Annotated in this window: 26 protein-coding genes; 16 read left to right on the top strand and 10 right to left on the bottom strand. The window is 39.9% G+C overall.

Annotated elements, in window-relative coordinates:
- Positions 1-17: 17 nt before the first annotated feature.
- The 5 genes from SanaruYs_RS01005 to SanaruYs_RS00985 form a co-directional block, all read right to left on the bottom strand.
- Complete coding sequence (locus SanaruYs_RS01005) at positions 18-686, bottom strand: SanA/YdcF family protein (RefSeq protein WP_246011807.1); 669 nt, start codon at positions 684-686, stop codon at positions 18-20.
- A 19-nt stretch (positions 687-705) separates the two neighbouring features.
- Entirely contained in the window at positions 706-2,019 is a 1,314-nt protein-coding gene (locus tag SanaruYs_RS01000) for a NupC/NupG family nucleoside CNT transporter (protein WP_127120646.1), read from the bottom strand.
- Between the two features lie 38 nt (positions 2,020-2,057).
- A complete protein-coding gene (locus SanaruYs_RS00995; protein WP_127120645.1) occupies positions 2,058-2,660 on the bottom strand; it encodes a bifunctional nuclease family protein in 603 nt (200 codons plus the stop codon).
- Between the two features lie 79 nt (positions 2,661-2,739).
- Complete coding sequence (locus SanaruYs_RS00990) at positions 2,740-3,693, bottom strand: electron transfer flavoprotein subunit alpha/FixB family protein (RefSeq protein WP_127120644.1); 954 nt, start codon at positions 3,691-3,693, stop codon at positions 2,740-2,742.
- A gap of 40 nt (positions 3,694-3,733) precedes the next feature.
- A complete protein-coding gene (locus SanaruYs_RS00985; protein ID WP_127120643.1) occupies positions 3,734-4,474 on the bottom strand; it encodes an electron transfer flavoprotein subunit beta/FixA family protein in 741 nt (246 codons plus the stop codon).
- A 94-nt stretch (positions 4,475-4,568) separates the two neighbouring features.
- Between SanaruYs_RS00985 and SanaruYs_RS00980 the strand changes: the two genes are divergently transcribed.
- Positions 4,569-4,877: a tetratricopeptide repeat protein gene (locus tag SanaruYs_RS00980; RefSeq protein WP_127120642.1), complete on the top strand. Its 309-nt coding sequence runs from the start codon at positions 4,569-4,571 to the stop codon at positions 4,875-4,877.
- A gap of 31 nt (positions 4,878-4,908) precedes the next feature.
- Here SanaruYs_RS00980 and dnaB read toward each other — a convergent pair whose 3' ends face one another.
- Positions 4,909-6,426, bottom strand: coding sequence for a replicative DNA helicase (gene dnaB, locus SanaruYs_RS00975; RefSeq protein WP_127120641.1), 1,518 nt, complete (start codon positions 6,424-6,426; stop codon positions 4,909-4,911).
- A gap of 332 nt (positions 6,427-6,758) precedes the next feature.
- Here dnaB and SanaruYs_RS00970 point away from each other — a divergent pair, with 332 nt between their 5' ends.
- The 4 genes from SanaruYs_RS00970 (at position 6,759) to SanaruYs_RS00955 (ending at position 10,011) form a co-directional block, all read left to right on the top strand.
- Complete coding sequence (locus tag SanaruYs_RS00970; protein WP_127120640.1) at positions 6,759-8,126, top strand: UDP-N-acetylmuramate--L-alanine ligase; 1,368 nt, start codon at positions 6,759-6,761, stop codon at positions 8,124-8,126.
- Positions 8,127-8,142: 16 nt separating this feature from the next.
- Positions 8,143-8,946 (top strand): 3'-5' exonuclease, encoded by an 804-nt coding sequence (locus SanaruYs_RS00965; protein ID WP_127120639.1) that lies wholly within the window; start codon positions 8,143-8,145, stop codon positions 8,944-8,946.
- Positions 8,947-9,031: 85 nt separating this feature from the next.
- Positions 9,032-9,292 carry a DUF2061 domain-containing protein gene (locus SanaruYs_RS00960; protein ID WP_127120638.1) on the top strand — a complete coding sequence of 87 codons (261 nt, stop codon included), beginning with the start codon at positions 9,032-9,034 and terminating at the stop codon, positions 9,290-9,292.
- Positions 9,293-9,294: 2 nt separating this feature from the next.
- Complete coding sequence (locus SanaruYs_RS00955; protein WP_127120637.1) at positions 9,295-10,011, top strand: phosphoadenylyl-sulfate reductase; 717 nt, start codon at positions 9,295-9,297, stop codon at positions 10,009-10,011.
- 107 nt (positions 10,012-10,118) lie between these two features.
- Here the strand turns inward: SanaruYs_RS00955 and SanaruYs_RS00950 are convergent, their stop codons facing one another.
- Both SanaruYs_RS00950 and SanaruYs_RS00945 read right to left on the bottom strand, forming a co-directional pair.
- A complete protein-coding gene (locus tag SanaruYs_RS00950) occupies positions 10,119-10,463 on the bottom strand; it encodes a hypothetical protein (protein ID WP_127120636.1) in 345 nt (114 codons plus the stop codon).
- Positions 10,464-10,574: 111 nt separating this feature from the next.
- On the bottom strand, positions 10,575-11,375 hold the full coding sequence (locus SanaruYs_RS00945; protein WP_127120635.1) for a M48 family metallopeptidase: 801 nt from the start codon (positions 11,373-11,375) through the stop codon (positions 10,575-10,577).
- 84 nt (positions 11,376-11,459) lie between these two features.
- Here SanaruYs_RS00945 and SanaruYs_RS00940 point away from each other — a divergent pair, with 84 nt between their 5' ends.
- The 4 genes from SanaruYs_RS00940 (at position 11,460) to SanaruYs_RS00925 (ending at position 15,543) form a co-directional block, all read left to right on the top strand.
- On the top strand, positions 11,460-12,074 hold the full coding sequence (locus SanaruYs_RS00940; RefSeq protein ID WP_127120634.1) for a fumarylacetoacetate hydrolase family protein: 615 nt from the start codon (positions 11,460-11,462) through the stop codon (positions 12,072-12,074).
- A 40-nt stretch (positions 12,075-12,114) separates the two neighbouring features.
- Positions 12,115-13,998: a M23 family metallopeptidase gene (locus SanaruYs_RS00935; RefSeq protein ID WP_127120633.1), complete on the top strand. Its 1,884-nt coding sequence runs from the start codon at positions 12,115-12,117 to the stop codon at positions 13,996-13,998.
- Positions 13,999-14,000: 2 nt separating this feature from the next.
- Positions 14,001-14,573, top strand: a complete 573-nt coding sequence (gene bcp / locus SanaruYs_RS00930) for a thioredoxin-dependent thiol peroxidase (protein ID WP_127120632.1) — start codon at positions 14,001-14,003, stop codon at positions 14,571-14,573.
- Between the two features lie 121 nt (positions 14,574-14,694).
- Positions 14,695-15,543 (top strand): transketolase, encoded by an 849-nt coding sequence (locus SanaruYs_RS00925; RefSeq protein WP_127120631.1) that lies wholly within the window; start codon positions 14,695-14,697, stop codon positions 15,541-15,543.
- A gap of 217 nt (positions 15,544-15,760) precedes the next feature.
- Here the strand turns inward: SanaruYs_RS00925 and SanaruYs_RS00920 are convergent, their stop codons facing one another.
- Together SanaruYs_RS00920 and SanaruYs_RS00915 are read right to left on the bottom strand one after the other, a co-directional pair.
- On the bottom strand, positions 15,761-16,318 hold the full coding sequence (locus SanaruYs_RS00920) for a hypothetical protein (protein ID WP_127120630.1): 558 nt from the start codon (positions 16,316-16,318) through the stop codon (positions 15,761-15,763).
- Between the two features lie 79 nt (positions 16,319-16,397).
- On the bottom strand, positions 16,398-16,910 hold the full coding sequence (locus tag SanaruYs_RS00915; protein ID WP_127120629.1) for a gamma carbonic anhydrase family protein: 513 nt from the start codon (positions 16,908-16,910) through the stop codon (positions 16,398-16,400).
- Between the two features lie 167 nt (positions 16,911-17,077).
- Between SanaruYs_RS00915 and miaB the strand changes: the two genes are divergently transcribed.
- The 7 genes from miaB to SanaruYs_RS00880 all read left to right on the top strand — a co-directional run bounded on the left by miaB (position 17,078) and on the right by SanaruYs_RS00880 (position 23,912).
- Positions 17,078-18,550: a tRNA (N6-isopentenyl adenosine(37)-C2)-methylthiotransferase MiaB gene (gene miaB / locus SanaruYs_RS00910; RefSeq protein WP_127120628.1), complete on the top strand. Its 1,473-nt coding sequence runs from the start codon at positions 17,078-17,080 to the stop codon at positions 18,548-18,550.
- Positions 18,551-18,564: 14 nt separating this feature from the next.
- On the top strand, positions 18,565-19,839 hold the full coding sequence (locus SanaruYs_RS00905; protein WP_127120627.1) for a sigma-54 interaction domain-containing protein: 1,275 nt from the start codon (positions 18,565-18,567) through the stop codon (positions 19,837-19,839).
- Between the two features lie 16 nt (positions 19,840-19,855).
- A complete protein-coding gene (gene lptE / locus SanaruYs_RS00900; protein WP_127120626.1) occupies positions 19,856-20,392 on the top strand; it encodes an LPS assembly lipoprotein LptE in 537 nt (178 codons plus the stop codon).
- A gap of 40 nt (positions 20,393-20,432) precedes the next feature.
- Complete coding sequence (locus SanaruYs_RS00895) at positions 20,433-21,419, top strand: DUF8458 domain-containing protein (protein WP_127120625.1); 987 nt, start codon at positions 20,433-20,435, stop codon at positions 21,417-21,419.
- Between the two features lie 2 nt (positions 21,420-21,421).
- Positions 21,422-21,766: a preprotein translocase subunit SecG gene (gene secG, locus SanaruYs_RS00890; RefSeq protein WP_127120624.1), complete on the top strand. Its 345-nt coding sequence runs from the start codon at positions 21,422-21,424 to the stop codon at positions 21,764-21,766.
- Between the two features lie 16 nt (positions 21,767-21,782).
- Positions 21,783-22,808 (top strand): aldose epimerase family protein, encoded by a 1,026-nt coding sequence (locus SanaruYs_RS00885; RefSeq protein WP_127120623.1) that lies wholly within the window; start codon positions 21,783-21,785, stop codon positions 22,806-22,808.
- Between the two features lie 66 nt (positions 22,809-22,874).
- Positions 22,875-23,912 (top strand): Rieske 2Fe-2S domain-containing protein, encoded by a 1,038-nt coding sequence (locus SanaruYs_RS00880; protein WP_127120622.1) that lies wholly within the window; start codon positions 22,875-22,877, stop codon positions 23,910-23,912.
- Positions 23,913-23,934 lie beyond the last annotated feature (22 nt).

The raw sequence follows: 23,934 nt of genomic DNA, 5'->3' as shown, positions 1-23,934 counted from the left end.
ACTTGCTTACTTACGTGTCAGGGCCGATTTAGTTCTTCCTTTTCGCCCAAAAAGCGTGGTTCGGTGTTGAATACATATAGGTCAAGTATGGCCAAGGGCCTGGCTAACAACTCTCTGGTCAGTACTTTAAGTGATTGCATGGCTTCTGGTTCTTCTGCTACTACAACGATTGCATCCATTTCAAAATAATTACTAATGAACAAAGAACGGTAACTATGAAAAGGTTGCGTAATAATAGTAATGCTTTCTTGTCCAAAGATTTCTTTACAGCGGACGATAGAATCGAAAGTTCTTAGACCTGCAAAATCCAGGGTAATAATGCTTGATGGAACACCTTTGGCGATTAGCGCTTTTCGCATCTCAGCAGGTTCATTGTAATACTTACTTCTATTATCGCCACTCACAATAATGTAGTCTGCCTTACCGGCAGTATATAAATTGTAGGCAGTGGTAATTCTGTTATCAAAGTAAGGGTTAGCGCGACCATCAGAGAGTTTTCTGCTTGTGCCTAAAACAAGTGCTACTGAACGGTGCGGTGCTGTTTTAGAAGAATCGTAAACTTGATTTTGCGTTGATGTAACAACCCAAAGGTTGCTCACTATAAGAAACAAGGACGCTGAGAGGAAAGCATAAAAAGCCATTCGCCTGATCAATAGCCAATAACTAAAGCCCTTTTTTATTAACACAACGTAAAGTTAACACAGATTAAGCAAATAAAGCACCAGCAATTGTTCCGCTCAACATGGTTGCCAAAGAAGCAGCCAATAAAGCACGAGGCCCGAGCTTTGACAAGTCGCCTTGTCGTGATGGCGCCATACCTCCTATTCCACCAATTTGTATGGCTATTGAACTGAAGTTAGCGAAACCACACAGTGCATAGGTAGCAATGATGATGGATTTTTCACTCAACAAACCTGCTGATTTCATATCGGATAGACTCAGATAAGCAACAAATTCATTTATAACCATTTTTTGCCCAAGTAAACTTCCTACCTGAACGGACTCAGCCCAGTCAACTCCCATGAAAAAGGCAAAGACCCTGAATAATTGTCCAAAAATGTATTGCAAAGAAAAACCATCAAAGGCACCATTTGTACTTGAAAGAACCCATGCATTAAGACCAGTCCAGCTTCCAATGCCATCTACCAACATCCAGTTAACAGCATAGATAACAGCGATAAAAGCCAATAACATGGCACCAACATTTAGGGCAAGTTTCAAGCCATCACTGGCACCGGTAGCTAAAGCATCCACTACATTAGAACCGATGCTCTCTTTATTTACCTTAAGTGTTCTGTCAATTTTCTCAGGCTCAGTTTCTGGCATAAATATTTTAGACATCACAATGGCGGCTGGCGCGTTCATGATAGAAGCACATAATAAGTATGTTGCAAACTTTGTAGCCTGCTCTGGGTCTGCCCCACCTAAAAAAGTAATATAAGCACCCATTACACTTCCTGCAATGGTGGCCATACCACCTGTCATCAGGCAATGCAATTCAGAGTTTGTCATTCTGCCAATAAAGGGCTTCACCAATAAGGGTGCTTCTGTTTGGCCCATAAAGATATTACCGGCCGCAGAAAGACTTTCAGCACCAGACAAGCGCATGGTCTTTGCCATAATCCATGCAAAAACGTGTACTAATTTTTGAAGTATGCCCAGGTAATATAAACCCGATGTAACAGCCGAGAAGAATATTAAAACTGGTAGTGCCTGAAAGGCAAACAAGAATCCTAAATTATGTCTTGCGCCAGCAACAGCATCGCTGTTACGCGCTAAATCACCAAACAAAAATGCTGCTCCCTCTAAACCAAAGTTTAAAAATTTAACGAAGCCACCTCCTACTGTTTCAAAACCCTCTCTCACTACTGTTACTTTCAATACCAAAACGGCTATTACAAGCTGTAGTAGAAGACCTGATATGACTAAGCGCCAATCGATGTTTTTTCTGCTGGCTGATAACAACCAAGCCACTGCAACAATAAAGGCTATGCCTAATAATCCGCGCAAATAATCCATATCTCCTGGCTTTTACTCAGTAATTGAAGTTAACTGAGTTAATTACGTTTACTTAGTTCATCGCGGATCTTCGCGGCCTTCTCGTAGTCTTCTTTGTCGATGGCATCTTTTAAGAATTCATTGAGTTTGTCTACACTGAGGTTCTTATAATCGTCTTGACTTTTTGAAGCTTCTCCTTTTTTAGTTCTGGTTTTAGGCTCGGGCTTAACTTCTGGCTCATCGTCAGCTTCATCAGTTAAAACAATGCCTGCTTCAGCCAGAATATTCTCGTAAGTAAATATGGGTGAGTCAAATCTAAGTCCAATGGCAATAGCATCTGAAGGTCGGGCATCCACCTCCATTTTCTTCAAACCATCAGTACAGATAATTTTTGCAAAGAATACACCTTCTTTTAAATCGGAAATTATAATCTCTTCTATAGTAAAATGGAAGTTGGTAGCGAACGCTTTAAAGAGATCATGCGTCATTGGACGATTGGGCGAAATCTTCTCGATTTCAATCGCAATGGCCTGAGCCTCAAACATTCCTATAATTATTGGCAGCCTGCGGTTGCCCTCCACTTCCCCCAACACCAGAGCAAAAGAGCCAGTTTGTGATTGGCTGGAGGAAAGCCCCAGTATTTCTAACTTAAGTTTATTCACAACAGCAAGATAATAGTTCTTTGCAAATAGTTAATTGTTGATCAAAGAACCTGCAAAAAACACTAAAAATCAAAAAAAACTATTTACCTGCCTTTACTGCCTCAATCAATTTGGGCAGCACATCAAAAGCATCACCAACTATACCGTAGTCAGCAGCTTTGAAAAAGGGAGCTTCAGAATCTTTATTGATTACCACAATACATTTGGACGAGTTAACACCTGCCAAATGTTGGATAGCGCCAGAAATACCAACAGCGATATATAGTTGTGGACTAACTTTAACACCTGTTTGTCCAACGTGTTCGTGGTGTGGTCTCCAACCAATGTCTGATACAGGTTTACTGCATCCGGTAGCTGCACCTAAAAGTTTGGCAAGTTCTTCAATCGGTCCCCAATGTTCAGGGCCCTTCATGCCACGGCCACCAGATACTACAATATTGGCTTCAGGTAGGAGGATTTCTCCAGTCGCTTTTTCTGTTGAAACAATTTTAGCGGCAAAATCAGCATCTGTTAGCTGTGGTGCAAAAGTAGTTGGTGCTACATCGCTACCCACTTCTTTAATTTCAGCTGCATTCTTTTTTATCGCAATTACTTTCTTGGCATTCTTCAACTCAACTTTAGAAAAAGCCTTTCCTGTGTAAATACTCTTTTTTACTACAAAACCTGCTGATGTCTCTGGCAACTCTGTTACGTTGGTTGCAATGCTGGCACCTAGTTTTGTTGAAACACGGGCTGCAACTGGCGTACCTAATGATGAGTTGGCCAAAACCAATACATCGGCATTCTCTGCCTCCATCGCTTGAACAATTGTGTTGGTATAAGCCTGAATTACACCATCGTTAAGTTTAGCATCGCCAGCATGCAATACTTTCTTTGCTCCATATTTTCCTAGTGAAGCTAATTCACCAGCTTCTACTGTACCCAAAGCTAAAGCGGTAACATTACCACCCATGCCATTCGCGTAAGCCACTGCTTCTAATGAAGTTTTCTTGATTTTACCTTCTGCACTTTCTACAAATACTAAGATATTCATATCGTCAATCGTTGATTGTGTTCATTAAAGATTTTAAAGATTAAAGAACTTTTGCTTCGTTCTTTAATAAAGTTACCAGTTCAGCAACATTGTCTGCCGAAACCATTTTCACTGCTCCTTTTGCAGGAGGTAATTCAAATTTCTGAAGACTTACTCCGCTATCCACCACCACTGGTTCTACTACTTGCAATGGTTTAGTACGCGCAGACATAATACCGCGCATATTTGGAATTTTCCACTCTGCAATTGGTTCCTGACATCCGGCTACGAAAGGTAGATTTACTTCCAATAACTCTTTACCCCCTTCAATCTCGCGGGCAAGCTTAGCTTTTGTTCCGTCCAATTCCAGTTTCATCACTGGTGATAAAGATGGCATGCCTAATAGTTCACCTACAATACCGTGTACAACCCCACCATTAAAATCGATAGACTCGCGTCCCATCAATATTAAATCATAACCTATTGATTTTGCATGCTCTGCGATTTGCTTAGCAACAAAAAATGAGTCAGTTGGTTCTGCATTTACGCGCACCGCATCATCTGCACCAATGGCCAATGCCTTACGGATAGTTGGCTCAGTATCAGCTGGGCCAACATTTAAAACGGTAACAGTGGTACCAGCATTGGCTTCCTTAATTTCGATGGCACGCGCCAAGGCGTAATCGTCATAAGGGCCAATAATGAATTGCACACCATTGCCATCAAATTTTGTATTGTTGTCAGTAAAATTGATTTTTGATGTGGTGTCGGGAACGTGCGAAATGCAAACTAAAATCTTCATCGTGCTCACTATCAATTAGTTGAAAACTTCTTTTCTTATAGGCCTCAAGATAAATCATAAAATTGGAAAAATAGTATGCATGCCTACAAAATTTATGAATACGCAAAGGATTGAAATGCTCAAAAAACTGGTTTTAGAAGATCCGAACGATCCTTTTTACCCCTATGCCTTGGCTTTGGAATACCTACACACTCAGCGAGCGGAGGCCATGTTTATATTAAGGGATGTAATGGATAAGCATTCGGATTACTTGCCCAGTTATTACCAGGCCGGTTTATTAAGTATAGAGTTTGGACAACTTGAGGAAGGTCAGGCTATTTTAGAAAAAGGTATAGCATTGGCGCAAAAGCAGAACGACCGCAAAGCCCTGAATGAGCTGCAGTCGTTACTTGAGAATATCTAAAAGCCTACCAAATAAATAATAGCTACGAGCTTTAAAACGGAGCGTCTTCATCATCTAATGAAGGTGGTGCTGGTCTTGCTGGCGCTTCAGTGTCACCGGTATTCAAACGACTTTCAAATTTTCGGAAGCCTTCAAATGGGCTATCGTTAGAGGGAGCATCAAAATCAGCAAACTTCGTGTACTTACCGATGAACTTAAGTTTAACGGTTCCGGTAGAACCATTTCTGTGCTTTGCAATGATTACCTCACCCATGCCTTGTGTTGGCATATTGTCTTCATCTACTTCAATCTTATAGTATTCAGGACGATACAAGAACATTACAATATCTGCATCCTGTTCAATAGAACCAGATTCACGCAAGTCAGAAAGCTGAGGTCGCTTGTCTCCTCCCCTTGTTTCCACACCACGACTTAATTGTGACAGTGCCAATACAGGTACATTCAATTCTTTGGCTATACCCTTTAAGGCACGCGAGATAGACGCAATCTCTTGTTCGCGGTTACCACCCTGATCGCCTTTCATTAACTGCAGGTAATCTATAATAATGAGCTGTACATTGTGCTCGGCCTTTAAACGTCTGCACTTTGCTCGCAATTCTAGTACTGATAAGGCGGGAGTATCATCAATAAAAATTGGTGCTGAAGAAAGCTTATTGGTCTTGTGTACAAGTTGTTGCCACTCAAAATCAGCGAGTTGACCTTTCTTAATTTTTTCACCTTCCAATTCAGCTTCTGCAGAAATCATACGATTAACCAACTGAAGGGATGCCATCTCTAAAGAGAAAATGGCTACTGGCATTTTAAAATCAACTGCAGCATTACGTAAGGCAGAAACTACGAATGCCGTTTTACCCATACCAGGTCGCGCTGCAATGATCACTAAATCAGAACGTTGCCAGCCCGAGGTCATACGATCCAGTGCTGTGAAACCACTAGGTACTCCGGTAAGTCCGTCTTTGTGTTCTTTTAGTTTTTGTAATTCCTGAATAGCGCGATACATGAGGTTCTTCATGTTATCGTAATTCTTGCGCAGGTTTGAATCAGAAATTTCAAAAACAGCCTGCTCGGTTTTATCTAATAATTCAAATACGTCAGTTGTGTCTTCGTATGCATCCGAGTGAATCTGTGAAGCAACAGTAATCAAAGTTCGTTTGATTGCCATTTCTATGATTACACGGGCGTGGTATTCAATGTTAGCAGCAGAACTTACTTTAGAGGTTAGTTCTGCAATTTTATAAGGGCCACCAATAACATCAATCTTGCCGGACTTGCGCAACTGGTTCACCACCGTACGCATGTCGACAGGTTCTGTGTTTTTAAAGAGCTCTACAATAGCTGAATAAATTTCTTTATGCGACTCAACATAAAAATGCTCAGGCTTTAAAAATTCAACTACAGCATTCAGTGCATTTTTCTCGAGCATGAGTGCACCTAGCACTGCCTCTTCCAGATCAAGCGCCTGAGGCGGCAATTTGCCTAAGCTTTCCGAGATGTCTCTCGGTACTAACTTGTTTGACTTGTTACCTATCCTCAGTGCTGATCGCTCCATACAAGTGGTTGTTGTACGCTCTTTAATTTTTTTTAGGGGAGACAAACGTACAACGATGTATAGATACACAGTAGACAAGTTCTGCACAAAGCATCCATGTGGAAATGTTCATAACTCTCCAAATCATGTCAGTAATTGTCAATGAAGGCCGTTTATTTAAGCTTTATTTTTATTTTGGCCTCACCCTAGCCTCTCCTTGGGAGAGTACCAGCGGAGCTTAAGTAAACGACATTGAATTATCAGTAGAATCTGACTGGCAAGCAATTGTGATTAAAACTGCGCTGTGTACTGTGGACAAATTTTCATTACTTTAGCCACAAAAACATTGAGTAATGGCAGTGAAACTGCAGAAGATACATTTTATAGCCATTGGTGGTAGCGTTATGCACAACCTGGCCATAGCATTAAAAGAATCCGGACATACAGTTACCGGATCTGATGATGAAATTTACGAACCCTCCAGATCCTTTTTACAACAGCAAGGATTATTACCTCCTTATGAAGGTTGGAATCCTGCTATCCTGGATAAATCATATGATGTTGTTATTCTAGGGATGCATGCCAAAAAGGAAAACCCTGAATTACTTAAGGCTCAAGAACTTGGCTTAAAGATTTTTTCATTTCCTGAATACATATTCGAACAATCGAGAGATAAACAGCGTGTAGTTGTGGCCGGTAGCCATGGTAAAACAACCACAACGGCACTAATCACACACGTGCTTAATTATCATAAACGTAAATTTGATTATGTAATCGGTGCACGCGTTGAGGGATTGACCCACACGGTTAAACTATCGGATGCACCAGTCATTATAATAGAGGGTGATGAATATTTGTCATCAGCGCTTGATCCGACACCTAAATTTTTACGCTATCAACACCATATTGGTGTTATTACCGGAATAGCCTGGGATCACGCCAACGTATTCCCTACTGAAGAAGATTATGTAAAACAATTTGATTTGTTTGGTGATCAGACTCCGAAAGGTGGTATGCTTATTTATTGTGAACAGGACTCAATGTCCTTAATGATTGGCAAGAAAGAGAGACATGATGTCTTTACCATTCCTTATAAAACACATCCTCATGCTGAAGAGAACCATAAATGCTATTTAACTAATGGCAAAGAGAGGTACCCCATCAAAATCTTCGGTACACATAATTTACAGAATATAAGTGCTGCAAAAGAAGCGTTGAAGAAAATTGGTATAACTGCTGAAATGTTCTTTGAAGCTGTTTCAAGTTTTGAAGGTGCATCAGGAAGATTACAAAAGGTTAAGGAAGTACATGGCACAACCATTTTCAAGGATTTCGCCCATGCACCTTCTAAAGTAAAAGCCACTATTAAAGCGGTTAAGGATTTATATAATGACCGCGAACTTATCGCTTGTTTCGAATTACATACTTACAGCAGTCTGAACAAGAATTTTTTACCCCAGTACAAGGACAGTTTTAAAAATGCCAACACTGCAGTAGTTTATTTTAACCCTGAGAAAGTAAAAGCCAAGGGCTTTCCAGAAATTAGCACTGACGAATTGAAGAAGGCTTTTGCCAATCCCGCCTTACAGATTTTTACCACTGCTCAGGACTTAAGTAATTTTCTAAAACAGCAGCAATACAAAAACAAAAACCTGCTTATGATGAGTTCAGGAAATTTTGGTGGCCTTGATATTAATCAACTGGCCTCCGAGTTGATCTGACCACTTCCCCATTAATATGAAATTGAATTTAAAAAGTCCTCTTTGTTTTTTTGATCTTGAAACCACTGGTATCAACATTACAAATGATCGCATTATTGAGATTGCCGTTATTAAGATGATGCCCAATGGAGAAGTGTTGCGCAAAAGTAATTTACTAAACCCTACCATACCGATTTCACCAGAATCCACTGCCATCCATGGTATTAATGATAGCGATGTAGCAGATAAACCTACTTTTAAAGAGGTTGCTAAAGACTATGCTAAATTTTTTGAAGGATGCGACTTGGCGGGTTTTAATATCTTGAAATTTGATATTCCATTATTGGTAGAAGAGTTTCTCAGGGTTGGTGTTGATTTTGACTATGCCAGAAAACGCATTGTTGACTCACAACGTATTTTTCACTTAATGGAAAAAAGAACCTTGTCTGCTGCTTATAAATTTTATGTAGCAGAAAATATGGTGGACGCACATTCTGCCGAAGCCGATACAGAAGCTACTATGAAAGTGTTGTTGGCACAGATCGAACGCTATGACGGGCAAGATGTAACCGATGGCCTTGGTAAAAAGGTTGGTGAGATAAGAAATGACATGGATAGTCTCCATAAACTAACGGGTGCCGAAATGGTGGACCTGGCCGGCCGTATGGTGCGCAACCAAAAAGGTGAAGAGGTATTTAACTTTGGCAAGCATAAAGGCAAAGCAGTTAGCACAATATTAAAAGAAGAGCCCTCCTATTACGATTGGATGATGAATGGTGATTTCGCACTTGACACCAAACGTAAACTGACCGAAATCAAACTCAGGAATTTTAATAAGTAATTGAAAACCATTGCGTTGACATTTTTTAACAATTATTATTAGTCTATTACTCCTATAGATTATAAATAATTAATACTTTTGATCCATGTTATTGGATCATTGGATAAATACACGAACAAAGGGCAATCCTAACGAAGCTGCCCGCTGGATTAGTGCCACCAAGGCCGTATCATGGCGCATAGTAGGAACGATTGATACCTGGATAATCTCCTATTTGATAACAGGCCAATGGCAGTTGGCCTTTTCTATTGCTTCGGTTGAAGTGTTCTCTAAAGTATTGCTCTATTACCTTCATGAGCGCGCTTGGGAAAAAGTCAGGGTCAGGGTTTCGCAAAAAACGGTGTAGTCATGTATACAACAGGAGAGCTTTCACATGAACTTGAACAAAAATCACCGCATGACGGATTGCGTTGGCTAAGTCAACACCTGGATCAGATTGCGTTTTCTACAGCATTGGGCGAAGAAGATCAGGTGATTACACACCTGATCGCAAAAGAAAAACTCCCGATCAGAATATTTACGTTAGATACAGGTCGCCTATTCACTGAGAGCTACGACTTACTGGATCTTACACAAAAGAATTACCAGGTTGATATCGAAGTTTACTTTCCCCAAGCATCTGCCGTTGAAAAATATGTGCAAGAATCTGGCGTCAATGGTTTTTATGATAGTGTTGAAAAAAGAAAAGCCTGCTGCAACGTTAGAAAAGTTGAACCTTTAAAAAGAGCCTTACAAAATACGAAGGTGTGGATTACAGGATTGCGCAGTGCTCAGTCTGAAAACAGACAAGCCATGCAAAAGGTGTCATACGATTCAGCCATGCAGGTGATTAAATACAATCCCTTGCTGGACTGGACTGATGAAGAGATGCGTGCTTATATCGAAGTGCACAATATCCCTGTAAACCCATTACACAAAAAAGGTTTTTTAAGCATTGGTTGTGCGCCCTGTACTCGTGCACTTTTACCTGGAGAACCTATACGTGCAGGCAGATGGTGGTGGGAAGGAACTGCAAAAGAATGCGGTTTACATGAAACAAAAGTATTGCATAATAATACTGTATGAGAGAGTACTTGAAAGAATTTCCTAGAGAACTAGAAGACGAGGCTATTTATATTATCAGAGAAGCCGCTGCTCAATTAACAAACCTTAGCAGTAGGTTTTGTTAATGCCTAGCCGTGGTGACCTGATTTTTTTAAGTAAGTATCTAATTCTTCTTTCTTAAAGCCGAGCCTTTCAGCGACTGTGCTAATGAGATCCAACTCTGCTTTAGCAAATTCTCCATCTACCATAGCAAAGTCAATCATTTCCTGCAATTGCTTTTCTTTTTCCAATTGATTTTGAGGAATTAAATAAATGTATTCGCTGGCCCTGTTCAGCATTACATTCATTCTGTCCATGGGTATGCCTCTCTCGTAGGCAATTTTTGAAAGGGCAATACGCTCGCTTTCTTCAATTTTTCCATCCGCTGCAGAAAGCGAAACAAGATTTCTGAAGTGTTCTATTTCTGTAGCCATTCTATTTAAGGGGGGATTAAATAAAAAGAACTTTCTAAATAATTAACGCAGCCTGGATTTCCTTTAATGAAAAATATTACCAGGCTTAATGCTCATTTAGAAAGTCTTCAATTAGTTTTTCTTATAGTACTTCAATGCTTCCGGCATGGCAGCATTTAAGTCATTTATACGTGTATTATCAGATGGGTGAGTTGATAACCATTCGGGCGGCTTTTGACCTCCTCCAATGGCAGACATTCGCTCCCAAAACTTAGGTGCCTCTTGTGGATCATATCCTGCCATGGCCATAAAAATTAAACCTATTCTATCAGCTTCCGACTCATGTTTACGTGAGAAGCTAAGCATACCCAACTGTGACCCATAACCTACAGCTTGCGCAAATATTTGAGATGTTAATCCTGGGTTCTGGCCCATCGCTGCTCCTAAGGTGCTTAGTCCGAATTGTTGTACTAATCCGGTGCTCATACGCTCTCTCCCGTGGTTGGCAATGGCGTGCGCCACTTCATGCCCCATAACTACGGCAACACCATCTTCATCTTTACAAATTGGCATTATAGCTGTGTAAAAAGCCACTTTACCACCAGGCATACACCATGCGTTTACCGTTTGTGGATCATCAATTAAATTAAACTCCCATTCAAAGCCTTTCAATTCTGAAGTCGCTCCCTTTTCAGCCATATACTTCTCTACTGCCGTCTGGATTTTTAAACCAACACGTTTTACCATGTCCGTTTGTTCTTTGTTATTTGAAATAGGCCCCTTCTTCAACACTTCATCGTATTGTTGGGCAGCCATAGGAATAATTTCGCTATTCGAGACCAGGCTCAGCTGAGATCGTCCTGTTACCGGTACTGTAGTGCAAGCATAGCATATAATGCCAGCCACAAAAAGAAATACTACCTTTTTAAACATAGGCTTGTGATTTGTGTAAAAATACAATTCTATTCATTTTTTGTTTAATAGATTTGAACTTTAAGTTTTAGCAACGGATAAGCTATGAGAATATTTGCCATTGGACGCAATTATGCAGAGCACATTAAAGAGTTGAATAACGAAAGGCCGGATGAGCCTGTTATCTTCACCAAACCCGATACTGCCATTCTGCGCAGCAATGCACCTTTCTACTACCCTGACTTTTCTAAAGATATTCATTATGAAGTTGAACTGGTGCTGCGTATCAGTAAGGAGGGTAAAAATGTACAAGAGAAATTTGCGTCTAAATATTTTGATGCCATTGGTATTGGTGTTGACTTCACAGCCAGGGACTTACAGCAAAAAGCCAAAGAAAAAGGGTTACCCTGGGACATTGCCAAAGGCTTTAATGGCTCAGCACCTATCTCTGATAAATTTATACCAGTCGGTGATTTTAAGAACCTTCAAGACATCAACTTTAGTCTGGATATAGATGGTGTAAATAAACAACAAGGCAACACCAGCCTAATGCTGTTCAATTTCGACTATATCATTACTTATTTGTCCAAATTTTTTACCCTGCGAACAGGAGATCTTATATTCACTGGAACTCCTAAGGGCGTTGGTCCTGTTATTGTAGGTAATAAGCTAAGTGCAGCCATTGAAGGTGAAACGCTATTAGATTTTGAGGTGAAGTAATCGTGCGGTAGCATAAGGGCTACCTAATTTTTTTGACTTAATGAGATATTTAATTTTCCTTTTTCTGGTTTGTGCACATCAATTCGTGATCGCTCAAACTGACCGCTATCTTTTCCCTATACAACCGGGGCAAACTGCTTCACTAGCAGGCACACTGGGTGAATTGCGCTCCAATCATTTTCATACAGGTATAGACATCCGCACAAATAATCAGGTTGGCTTGGCTGTACTGGCTACACAATCCGGCTATATTTCAAGGGCAGCGATGAGTGCTGGTGGTTATGGTAATGTTTTATATGTGCGTCATCCCGATGGCAACACTTCCGTATACGCGCATCTTGACTCATTTAGTGGTGGTGTTGGTCAGTATGTATTACAAGAACAATACAGGCGTAAAACGTTTGATATAGATTTATACTTCAGACAAAATCAGTTTCCTGTAAAGAAGGGAGATACCATTGCACTTTCAGGTAACACAGGTTCTTCAAGCGGGCCGCACTTACATTTTGATATCAGGGACAAAAACAATCTTGCATTGGATCCACTCTCGTTTAATTTTCCAGAGGTTATCGATAATGCAGCTCCTTATACAGAAAAACTGGCGCTGAAAACGTTGAATACACAATCAAGAATTAACGATCGTTTCGGCAGAACAGAATTTTATGTTCAACGAAACGGAAATGATTTCTTTTTGCCCTACCCTATTCTTGCTTATGGCGATATTGGAATAGAACTATTGGCCAAGGATAAACTCGCAACAGGAAGTCCATACTTTGGCGGGGTTAATTTTGTAGAAGTCTATGAAAATGAAAAACTTATTTTCAAACAAGTAATTGAAAAACTCGACTTGACCGAAGGCCGAACTATCAATGCCTTACTGAGTTTTAGAACATTGCGAGGCAACAACAATAAGTTTTATAAATTGTATGTTGATGACGGCAATACCTTACCCTTTTATCCAGTAGCCGCCAACAAAGGCGTTATTAAAATAAAAAGTGGAGAAGAAAAATCCATCAAGATTATCTACAAAGATATTTTTTCAAACTCAGCTACACTTAATTTTAAACTAAAAGGAAGTCAGCCTGAGCAACTAATTCTTTTGGATAATAGCGTAAAAGGTAATTTTAAAAGTGAAATACAAGACAATACGCTTAGCTTATCTATAAATGAAGCACTTGCGAAAGATGTAAAAGCCGTTACGTTCAGTAAAGGTATCGTTGACACAATTTCATTGGCCTATGGTGGTAAATTTTCCTCCACTTATCTTATTGATCTAACTAAAAAACTTCCTGACTCTATTAACCTTGGCAATGAAAAACTAATCACGCATTTTAAAGCGATGGTACCATCCACAACAGCCTACACTTATTATGGCGATTATGCAGAAATATTTTTCCCGAAAGGGAGTATTTATGATACGCTATTTTTAAAAGCTAGAGAAGGGAGATTACAAGACAGCACACAATTTATTGAGGTAGGCGACCCACTTATTCCATTGCATCGTTATATCAGTATTGCCTGGAAACATGACATGAGCAAAAGCTGGACAAAGAATTGGAGTGTCTATCGAAGAACTGGTAGCGAGCTTAGTTTTGCTGGCGGTAGTGTCGTTAATGATAGAATAAAATTCAATACGCGTGAGTTTGGAATTTACCAATTAGCACAAGATACCATTCCCCCAAGCATTAAACCCATAGTTGTAAATCGTTCGAACGTGAGCTTCAAAATTAAGGATGATCTTTCTGGAATAGAACGTTACGAAGCAAACATAAACGGAAAATGGTTGTTAATGCACTTTGATGGCAAAAGCGGCACAATAAAATCTGAGCGACTCAATAAGGAGGAACTTCTTAAAGGAGACTTGGTAATAGTTGTGAGCGATCGTGCCGGTAATATTGCAACGTATAAACAACTGATCCCTTAACTATGGCATTTCTAAAAGTTGGCAGCAAGGCACCAGATTTTGGTGTCCCTGATCAAGATGGCAACATCGTAAAACTCACCGATTTTAAAGGTAAAAAAGTAGTGCTCTATTTTTACCCTAAGGATGCAACCCCAACTTGCACTACAGAGGCCTGCAATTTAAGAGACAATTATAAGGTATTGCAACGAGCAGGGTATGAAGTGCTGGGCGTAAGCACTGATACTGCTAAATCGCACCAGAAATTTATTGCAAAAGAGAAACTACCCTTTAGCCTATTAGCGGATACCGAAAGGAAGATGCACGATGCTTATGGAACCTGGATAGAAAAATCAATGTATGGCAGATCCTATATGGGAACAGCAAGGGTAACTTTTGTAATTGATGAAAAGGGGATAATACAGGAAGTAATTGAAAAGGTCGAATCAAAGATTCATGCTTCACAGATTTTAGGTGAAGTACAGTCTCCACCTAAAAAAACTTCTAATACAAAACCAAAGCCTGTCAAGAAAACAGCTAAAAAAGTAGCTAAAAAGACAGTCAAGAAAGTTGGTAAAAAAGCAGCAAGTAAAAAATAGACACCCCTTAACGTTTTTTTGTTCTTTATCGTTAAAAATGCAGCTCAACCTGCTTTTGGGCTGCATTTTTAATATGATTTAAAACATTTTTCCTACATCTTCGCGCCAAGAATTTATCGACATGGCCACTACAGATATTAACTCCCTTAAGAAGCTTTCTTCTCAGATCAGACGCGACATAGTACGCATGGTACACGCCTGTCAATCAGGACATCCGGGTGGTTCTTTGGGATGTGTAGAGTATTTTGTTGCCCTTTACTTCCATTTTATGAAGCACGACAAGAGCTTTAAAATGGACGCTCAGGGGGAGGACTTATTCTTTCTGTCAAATGGCCACATCTCTCCGGTTTGGTATTCAACCCTTGCCAGAGCCGGGTACTTCGATCCTAAAGAATTATCAACATTCCGTTTTCTAAATACAAGATTACAAGGTCACCCTGCTACACACGAACATCTTCCAGGTATTCGCGTAGCGTCAGGTTCGCTGGGACAAGGTCTTTCAGTAGCCATTGGTGCTGCACAAACCAAAAGACTTAATAAAGACGATCGTTTCGTTTATGTGTTAATGGGTGATGGCGAGCAACAAGAAGGACAAGTATGGGAAGCTGCCATGTATGCCGCTCACAATAAAGTAGATAACCTTATTGCTACCATAGATTACAACGGTCAGCAGATTGATGGTCCTGTAAAGGATATACTCAACCTACTTGATTTAAAAGCAAAGTGGGAAGCTTTTGGATGGATTGTTAATGAATTCAATGGCAATGTAATGGAAGACGTTGTAGCCGGAATAGAAAAGGCACAGTCATTAGCTAAACAGGGCAAGCCTGTACTTAATTTGATGCGTACCGAAATGGGTTTTGGTGTAGACTACATGATGGGCTCGCACAAGTGGCATGGTGTCGCGCCTAATGATGAGGAATTAAAGAAAGCACTTGCTCAGTTGGAGGAGACTGTGGGTGACTACTAGAATCGTTGTTCGTTATTAGTTGTTGGTTGATCGAAGGTTCAAGGCCACCGAACTCAACTAACAAAAAATTGTAAGTAGACAATTATATGGCTATCTGACTTTACAGTAGAATAGTCAATAACATGATATGATCTCGATTACCTGATTTTAGGAAATTTACCTACAACTAATACGAGCGACTAAAAACGAACAACCAACAACGACCAACGCTCAACCACTAAACCGACTCCTTCATCTGAAAAGTGTAAATAGTCGGGTCAAGTCTGAGAGTTCCTTCATTAAAATCCTTTATAAATATTTCAATAGTCTCTTCGGTAACTTCTTCTACGTGAAGACCTATATCAAGGGCTATCCCAAAATCTACGTTTAAGTCTTTGTCAACGTGCTCTTTCACTTTTACAGCACCATCTTCCTCCAACTCCATGATCACCTCCGCCATAAACAGTCCTATTTCCTCTTCCAAATCATCCAGCGGTTCAAGGTTGCCGTTTTCATCTTCTTCATAGTCAATCTTTTTATACTGAGGAAATTGCTGAGCGGCACGGTGTTCAGCTATCTCGAATAATTCACCTTCATGTTGCATGCGTAACGTATACAATACAGCATCATAGATCACCTCTTTGTCCTCATTTTTCCCTATAAAAAAGAAATGAGCATACTCTTCAGTACGATCATCATCATCATCGTATAAAAAAGTTTTGCCCAAAGCTTTCATCTCGGCTTTGTATTGATTGATTTCCTCTGTTGAATACCCTTTATTTTCTTTTAGTGACATATCCTCTAAATAGTAAAATAATGTAATACAAACCAGTATTAAATCAAAGCAAATTGAATATCATTTTTTTAAATTTTTACTATTCCTTAAACCACTCCGCATACATAGGGTAATTACGTGCTGTTCTGGCAATCACTTCCTTCATCTCCTCTCCTACATCTTTAATACGCTTGGCGGGTATCCCTGCATAAATACTGCCGGGCTCCACAATGGTTTTAGGCAGCACAATGGCGCCCGCTGCAATCACCGAGCCTTCACCAATCACCGCATCATCCATGATAATGGCGCCCATACCAACCAAGACATTGTCTTCAATGGTACAGCCGTGTGCAATAGCTTTATGCGCGATAGAAACATTGCTACCAATCACAGTTTTTGCTTTCTGAAACGTACAGTGAATTACTGCGCCATCCTGAATATTAGTGTTATCGCCAATGGTAATCGAATGAACATCTCCCCTCACTACAGCATTAAACCAAACCGTACAATTGTCTCCCATGGTAACTTCTCCTACAATAACAGCCCCGTCAGCAAAAAAGCAGTTTTTACCGAATTTGGGCGTAAAGCCTCTTACTGATTTAATTATGGCCATAAAGGATTCTAAATTCAAGGTTAATAAATTCAAGATTAAGGATAAGAAGGGATGTGACCAATTTCAAATTTGGAATTTAAAATTTATAATTTTGGATTGGATTCTGCCAATCTGTCATAAATAATGCAATAAAAGCCTTATTTTTGCGTCTTAGAAAGGGTTAAGACATGGAGAATTTAGTTACAAACCTTGATATTCTTGATAAAAACAGCGAAGAGGCTTGCGAAACCGTAAAAACAACACCTGACCAAAATACAGGAAAGGGGCGCAAGTTGTATATAGAAAGCTATGGTTGTCAGATGAACTTCTCAGATAGTGAGATAGTTGCGTCCATTTTACACAATGAAGGCTTCGACACAACATCAGAAATTGAAAAGGCCGATTTGATCTTCCTCAATACCTGTTCTATTCGCGAGAAGGCAGAGCAAACAGTAAGGCATCGTCTAATGCACATTCATGGCTTAAAGAAACACAAGCCCGAATTATTGGTCGGAGTATTAGGCTGTATGGCTGAGCGCCTGAAATCCAAGTTTCTAGAAGAAGAGAAAATTGTTGACCTAGTAGCTGGCCCAGATGCCTACCGCGATCTGCCTAAACTTATTGGACAAGTAGATGAAGGACAAAAAGCCATAAATACGTTCTTATCCCGTGATGAAACTTATGCAGATATCAGCCCTGTTAGGTTAAACTCTAACGGTGTTACAGCCTTTGTATCGATCATGCGTGGTTGCGACAACATGTGTACCTTCTGCGTAGTGCCCTTTACGCGCGGTAGAGAACGCAGCAGAAATCCGCAATCCATTGTAGCCGAAGCACAAGACTTATTCGACAAAGGCTTTAAAGAGGTAACGCTTTTAGGGCAGAATGTTGACTCTTACAAATGGAGCCCTGAAGAAAACAACAAGATGTGGCTTGAGAAAAAAGGCATTAGTAACACCGTTACTTTTGCCATGCTCCTGGAAATGGTGGCTCAGATAAGTCCGTCTTTGCGCGTACGTTTTTCAACCTCGCATCCTAAAGACATAACAGATGATGTGCTATATACCATAGCCAAATACGAAAATATTTGTAAGTACGTACATCTCCCTATTCAAAGTGGCAGCAGCAGAATTTTAGAGATGATGAACCGTGGCTATACACGCGAGTGGTACTTGGGCAAGATTCAGCGCATCAAAGAAATATTGGGTGATGATTGTGGCATTTCATCAGACATGATTATCGGTTTCTGTACTGAGACTGAAGAAGAGCATCAGGAAACGCTTTCGCTGATGGACATTGTACAGTTTGATTTTGCTTACATGTTTTACTATTCGGAACGTCCGGGCACACTGGCTGAGAAGAAGTATAAAGATGACATTGACTTACCCACAAAAACCAGAAGACTGGATGAGGTAATCAAAAAGCAACGCGCACACGCACTTCAAAGCAATTTGAAAGATGTTGGGAAAGTTTATACTGTTTTGATTGAAGGTTTTTCAAAACGTTCAACTAATGATTTACAAGGCCGCACTACTACCAATAAAGTAATTGTATTCCCCAAAGGAAACCATGAAAAGGGTGAGTATGTTGATGTATTTGTGAAAGAGTGTACAGGCGGCACCTTAATTGGTGAGGTCGTAAATAAGGCTGTTAACAATTAACAGATAAATTTAAAATGACGATTACAGATTCAGAAATAGTAAGTGTAAAACAACGTTTCAGCATTATTGGTAATTCAACACTGCTTAACAATGCTGTACGCGTAGCCATGCAGGTGGCGCCTACCGATATGTCTGTATTGATTACAGGTGAAAGCGGTAGTGGAAAAGAATCGTTTTCAAAAATCATTCATCACCTGAGTGCACGCAAGCATGGTCAATTCATTGCCATTAACTGCGGTTCAATTCCGGAAGGAACCATTGACTCAGAATTATTTGGCCATGAAAAGGGGTCGTTTACTGGTGCACACGAAGCACGCAAAGGTTATTTTGAAGTAACCAATGGTGGAAGCATTTTCCTGGATGAGATTGGCGAAATGCCTTTGGGCACGCAAGCACGTCTATTGCGTGTGTTGGAAAATGGAGAATTTATTAAAGTCGGATCTTCCAAAGTATTGAAGACAGATGTGCGTGTAGTTGCCGCGACAAACGTAAACCTCATGCGCAAAGTGGAAGAAGGTAAATTCAGAGAAGACCTTTATTACCGCTTAAGCACTGTGCCTATTTATGTTCCACCATTGCGCGAACGCGGCAGCGATACAGAATTGTTATTCAGAAAATTTGCAGGTGACTTCGCTGAAAAGTATAAAGTGAAGCCTATCACCTTAACGGCCGATGCTAAAGAGGTTTTATTAAAATATCGTTTTCCTGGTAACATCCGTCAGTTGAAAAACCTGGTTGAACAAATCAGTGTGCTCTCAACAGATGACAAGGATATTAATGCAGAAAAATTATTGCAATACATTCCAAGAGAAAGTAGCCTGCCAGCAATTTACAGGGATAGTGCCGACAAAGAGAATTTCTCAGAGCGTGACATATTGTATAAAGTACTCTTTGATATGAAGAAGGATGTACTTGACCTGAAAAAATTAGTGCTTGATCTGTACAACAACCAGGGAAAAGCCGGACAAATTATTAAGGAGCACTCACATTTGTTTGATGGTATAGAGGAGAATACTTCATCAGCGGCTTCAGGCAGTGAGCCATTAGTGTTGAATTATCCGGTTAACGGAAACGTAAATACAAATACCACAGATGATGTTGATGAAGAAATTCACGACATCACCCATGAAACCGAAGAAGACAATCTTTCTATTGAAAAGAAAGAAAAAGAGTTGATTATGCGGGCTTTACGCAAGAACAACAACAGACGTAAATATGCGGCACGCGATTTGGGTATATCTGAACGAACTTTGTATAGAAAAATTAAACAATACGAACTTGAAGAGTAATTCAACCATTTGGCACATGTTCAATTCCTTTTTTAAAAAACCACTTAGTATAGTATTAACAATCTTGTTGAGTATAATTACTACCTCATGTGGTGTTTACTCTTTTTCAGGTGTTACAATTACAGCTAAGAATATCTCTATAAGCGAATTTTATAATAACACCGATTTAGGGCCGGCCAATATAGGCCAGACTTTTACCAACAAGTTAAAAGACTACATGTTGCAAAACACCAGTCTGGCTTTTGTGCCAGATAATGGAGAATTGCATATGGAAGGTGTTGTTACCGATTTTCGCATTGTTGACGTGGCGCCAACCGCAGCTGCTAATCCAAATGAAAGAGACGCGGCCGCCCTTAGCCGTCTAAGTATCACAGTAAAAGTTACTTACATTAATAATACAGATGATAGCATGTCATTTCGCGACAAAACATTTTCATTTTACGAAAACGTAGACAATGACATCTCTCCTGATGCCATTAGCGAAGCCGTTATTAATAAGATACTTGACCAGATAATTCTGGATATCTTTACAGCTTCCGTTGCCAATTGGTAAAAATTGCCCTATTTTAGACCTCTGATCCGAAACCTAGGGAATGACTAAAACCGAATTTAAAGAACTACTTCATCGCTACACCAAAAGCACTCAAAAGGAAGCTGAGCAGGTTCTTTTACTCGAGAAGGAATATCCCTATAGCCAGCTTTTACGTTCCCTCGCTGCACGCCTAAGCAAAGATCATGACTTGGCTACACAGAAAGAGGAATTACAGATGGCGGCTGTATATAGTGCCGACAGACACGTGTTAAAACAAATCATGTCGGGGGAAATCAGTAGCAATACCGAATCTTCTACCCCTGCTGTTAAGGTGTCAACTAAAAGTCTTGAATATCACGACTATGCAGAAGAAGTCGTACACGACCTTGAGATACTACATGAATTGAAGCATAATTTTGAATTATTATACGATGAGCAAACTAAACGCAACGATGCTTCAGATAAAGCCTCAGCAAAAAAGGTAAGCGCCATCGCACGTAAAACAAGAGCTGCAGCCAAAGCTGTTAAAAAGGTTAAGACAAAAGCGGCTAAGTCAACAAATTCAAAGACTAAGCCTAAAAAAGCCAAAACGGTAAAGAAGACTAAAGCCAGCCCCAAGAAGTTAGCCAAGGCTTCACGGAAGGTTAGCGCTAAAAAAAAGTCCAAACCAAGCCTCGAAAAAAAAAAAATAGTGTTAAAAAGCGCAACACTAAACGATGACTTGCTTCATGAAATAGAAATTAGCAAAAGAAGGCTAAAACCTGAAAACAATAAGCAAAAAGAGCAAATTCAACTCATAGATCAATTTATTAAAGCCCAGCCTAGCATCAGTAGCATGCGTGACAGAGCAGCTTCGGCTCCGGCAGAAGATCTAGTATCTCTAAAACAAGGGGAGTTTGGAGACCAAATAATCTCAGAAACCCTGGTGGATATACTTAAAAGACAAGGAAAAAAAGAGAAAGCCATAGAAGTCCTTAAAAAGCTAATTTGGAAGTTTCCACAAAAAAAGGCTTACTTTGCGGCTCAAATTGAAGAACTTAAGCAATAGTCATGTACACACTTATTATCGGTTTCATCATTTTCCTCGCTTTTTTACTTGTAGTTGTAGTTTTAGCACAAAATTCTAAAGGTGGTGGACTTACCAGTCAATTTGGTGGTTCAGGTGCCAGCAACATGTTTGGTGTTAAAAAAACTGGCGATTTTTTGGAAAAAGCGACTTGGGTATTAATAGCCTTAATTATGGTTTTAGCGTTATCAACCAACCTTACTACTCCAAGCATAAGAAGTTCTAATGAAATACTTGATGCAGCTGGTGAACAAGCACCTGCACAACAACCTATTCCTAACTCAAATGCGGTGCCGGTTGAACCTACTCCTGCTGATTCAGCTGAATAATTGAAAGATATAAAAAGTGAAAAGCCCCGAAAGGGGCTTTTTTATTGATAGTCATATGGAAACCTTTAATATCCAATCAAATAAAATCAAATTATCCTTCGTAAAACTGGGAGGACGGATCACATCAATAACTTGTGCAGACCGCAACGGCAAGCACGAAAATGTAGTATTGAGCCCCGTGAATTTAATGCAAGGCAATCCTTATTATGGAGCCATTATTGGAAGAGTGGCTAACCGAATCTGTGAGGGTAAATTTACTTTGAATGGTAAATCTTATAACCTTGATATTAACAATAGCCCGAATCACTTACATGGCGGGCCTAAAGGCTTTCATAATCAGGAGTGGGAAATCAAATCCATAAAACCAGATCAGGCAGTGCTCGTCTACACAAGCAAAGATGGCGAAGAGAACTATCCGGGTAACGTAAAAACCGAGGTAACCTACACATTAGTAGATCATGACTTCATCATTGAACTAAAGGCAATTACTGACCAACCGACTCCCATTAATTTAACGCACCATTGTTTCTTTAACCTGGCTGGAGAAGGTGAAGGCGATATCCTTGATCATAGCTTAATGATCAGTGCCGATCACTACACACCTTTAGATCAATACCAGATTCCTAAAGGAGAAATTAAATCCGTGGCAAACAGCCCATTTGATTTCACAAAAGCCAAACGCATTGGCGAAAATATAGAATCTAATCATGAGCAAATACGATATGGTCAAGGTTACGATCATAACTTTGTAATAACCAACAATGGTGAGGCGCTAAGCAAAGCAGCAAAGGTTGAAGAACTATTAAGTGGCAGGACACTTGAGGTATTTAGCAACGCACCCTGTATGCAATTCTATACGGGTAATTTTATGGATGGTACTGAAACAGGTCAAAGTGGTAGAACCTATAAAAGACGCACTGCATTTTGTCTTGAGCCTCAGCATTTTCCCGATGCCGTAAACCAACCTGCTTTCCCCTCTGTCATTTTAGAACCAGGTCATATATATGATCAGAAAATCATTTATCGTTTTGGGGTTGTCTGATTTGTTTTGGCTAGAATTCCTGATCAGCTTAAGCACTAAATCCGTATTTTTGGAACAATTGCTAATATGACACAATCACTTATCCTAAAAAATCTCTGGTACTTTGCCATGCATGGTTCTTTCTTAAAAGCAGGTAAGTTAACTGCTAAAGAAATAGCTGGTGAACGTATCGCTTTTGGAAGAAATGAAAAGGGTGAAGCTTTTGCGTTGCGCGATAATTGTCCGCACCGCGGTGTACCGCTTTCAGAAGGTTGGTATAAAGACAATCGCATTCAATGCTGTTACCACGGTTGGGAGTTTGATTGCTCTGGTAATTGCTTAAACATACCGGCATTGGCAGACAAAGAATTTGATACTAAGAAGATCAAGGTATTTGAATATCCATGTAAAGAAATTAACGGCACTATCTGGATTTATATTCCGCAAAACAAATTACAATTACAAGGCGCTGAAATGAGCGTTCCTGACTTACTGATTCCTAATGACAAGCAATTTATGTTTGTTGAAAAAGTGTCTATGCCAACCGATATTGACCATGCTGTTATTGGTCTGATAGATCCGGCACACGTTACTTTTGTGCATCAATCGTGGTATTGGCGTTCAGCTAAAAAACTTAAGCTCAAGACGAAAGACTTTGCACCTTCTGAAAAGGGCTTTAAAATGGTCAGACACAAGCCCTCCTCCAACTCGAAAGGTTATAGTGTTTTGGGTGAGAGCTCAACTGAAATTGACTTTCAACTTCCCGGTAATCGCTTTGAGCATATTAAAGTTGGTAAACACGAAATTGTCTCCATTACCTGTCTCACACCTATCAACGAAAACGCAACAGAACTTAATCATATTTTCTTCACCACCATTCCTATTGTAAAATACATCTGGTGGCCTTTACGCTATTTGGGTAAACAGTTCATCCATCAGGATTTAGGTGTATTCAATAAGTTGAAAAGAGGCTTGGAAACAAAACCAACACTCATGCTCTTGGGAGAGCCTGATATGCAGGCACGTTGGTACCATGAATTAAAAAGACAATGGGATTTATCGCAACAGAATAAAACAGAATTTGTAAATCCTGTTAAAGCACAAACGCTTCATTGGGTAACCTAAGAAGTGAAGTAGGCTAAACACC

The organism is Chryseotalea sanaruensis, from assembly GCF_003990915.1.
GTDB lineage: Bacteria > Bacteroidota > Bacteroidia > Cytophagales > Cyclobacteriaceae > Chryseotalea > Chryseotalea sanaruensis.
This window is presented reverse-complemented; position numbering and strand designations above follow the sequence as displayed.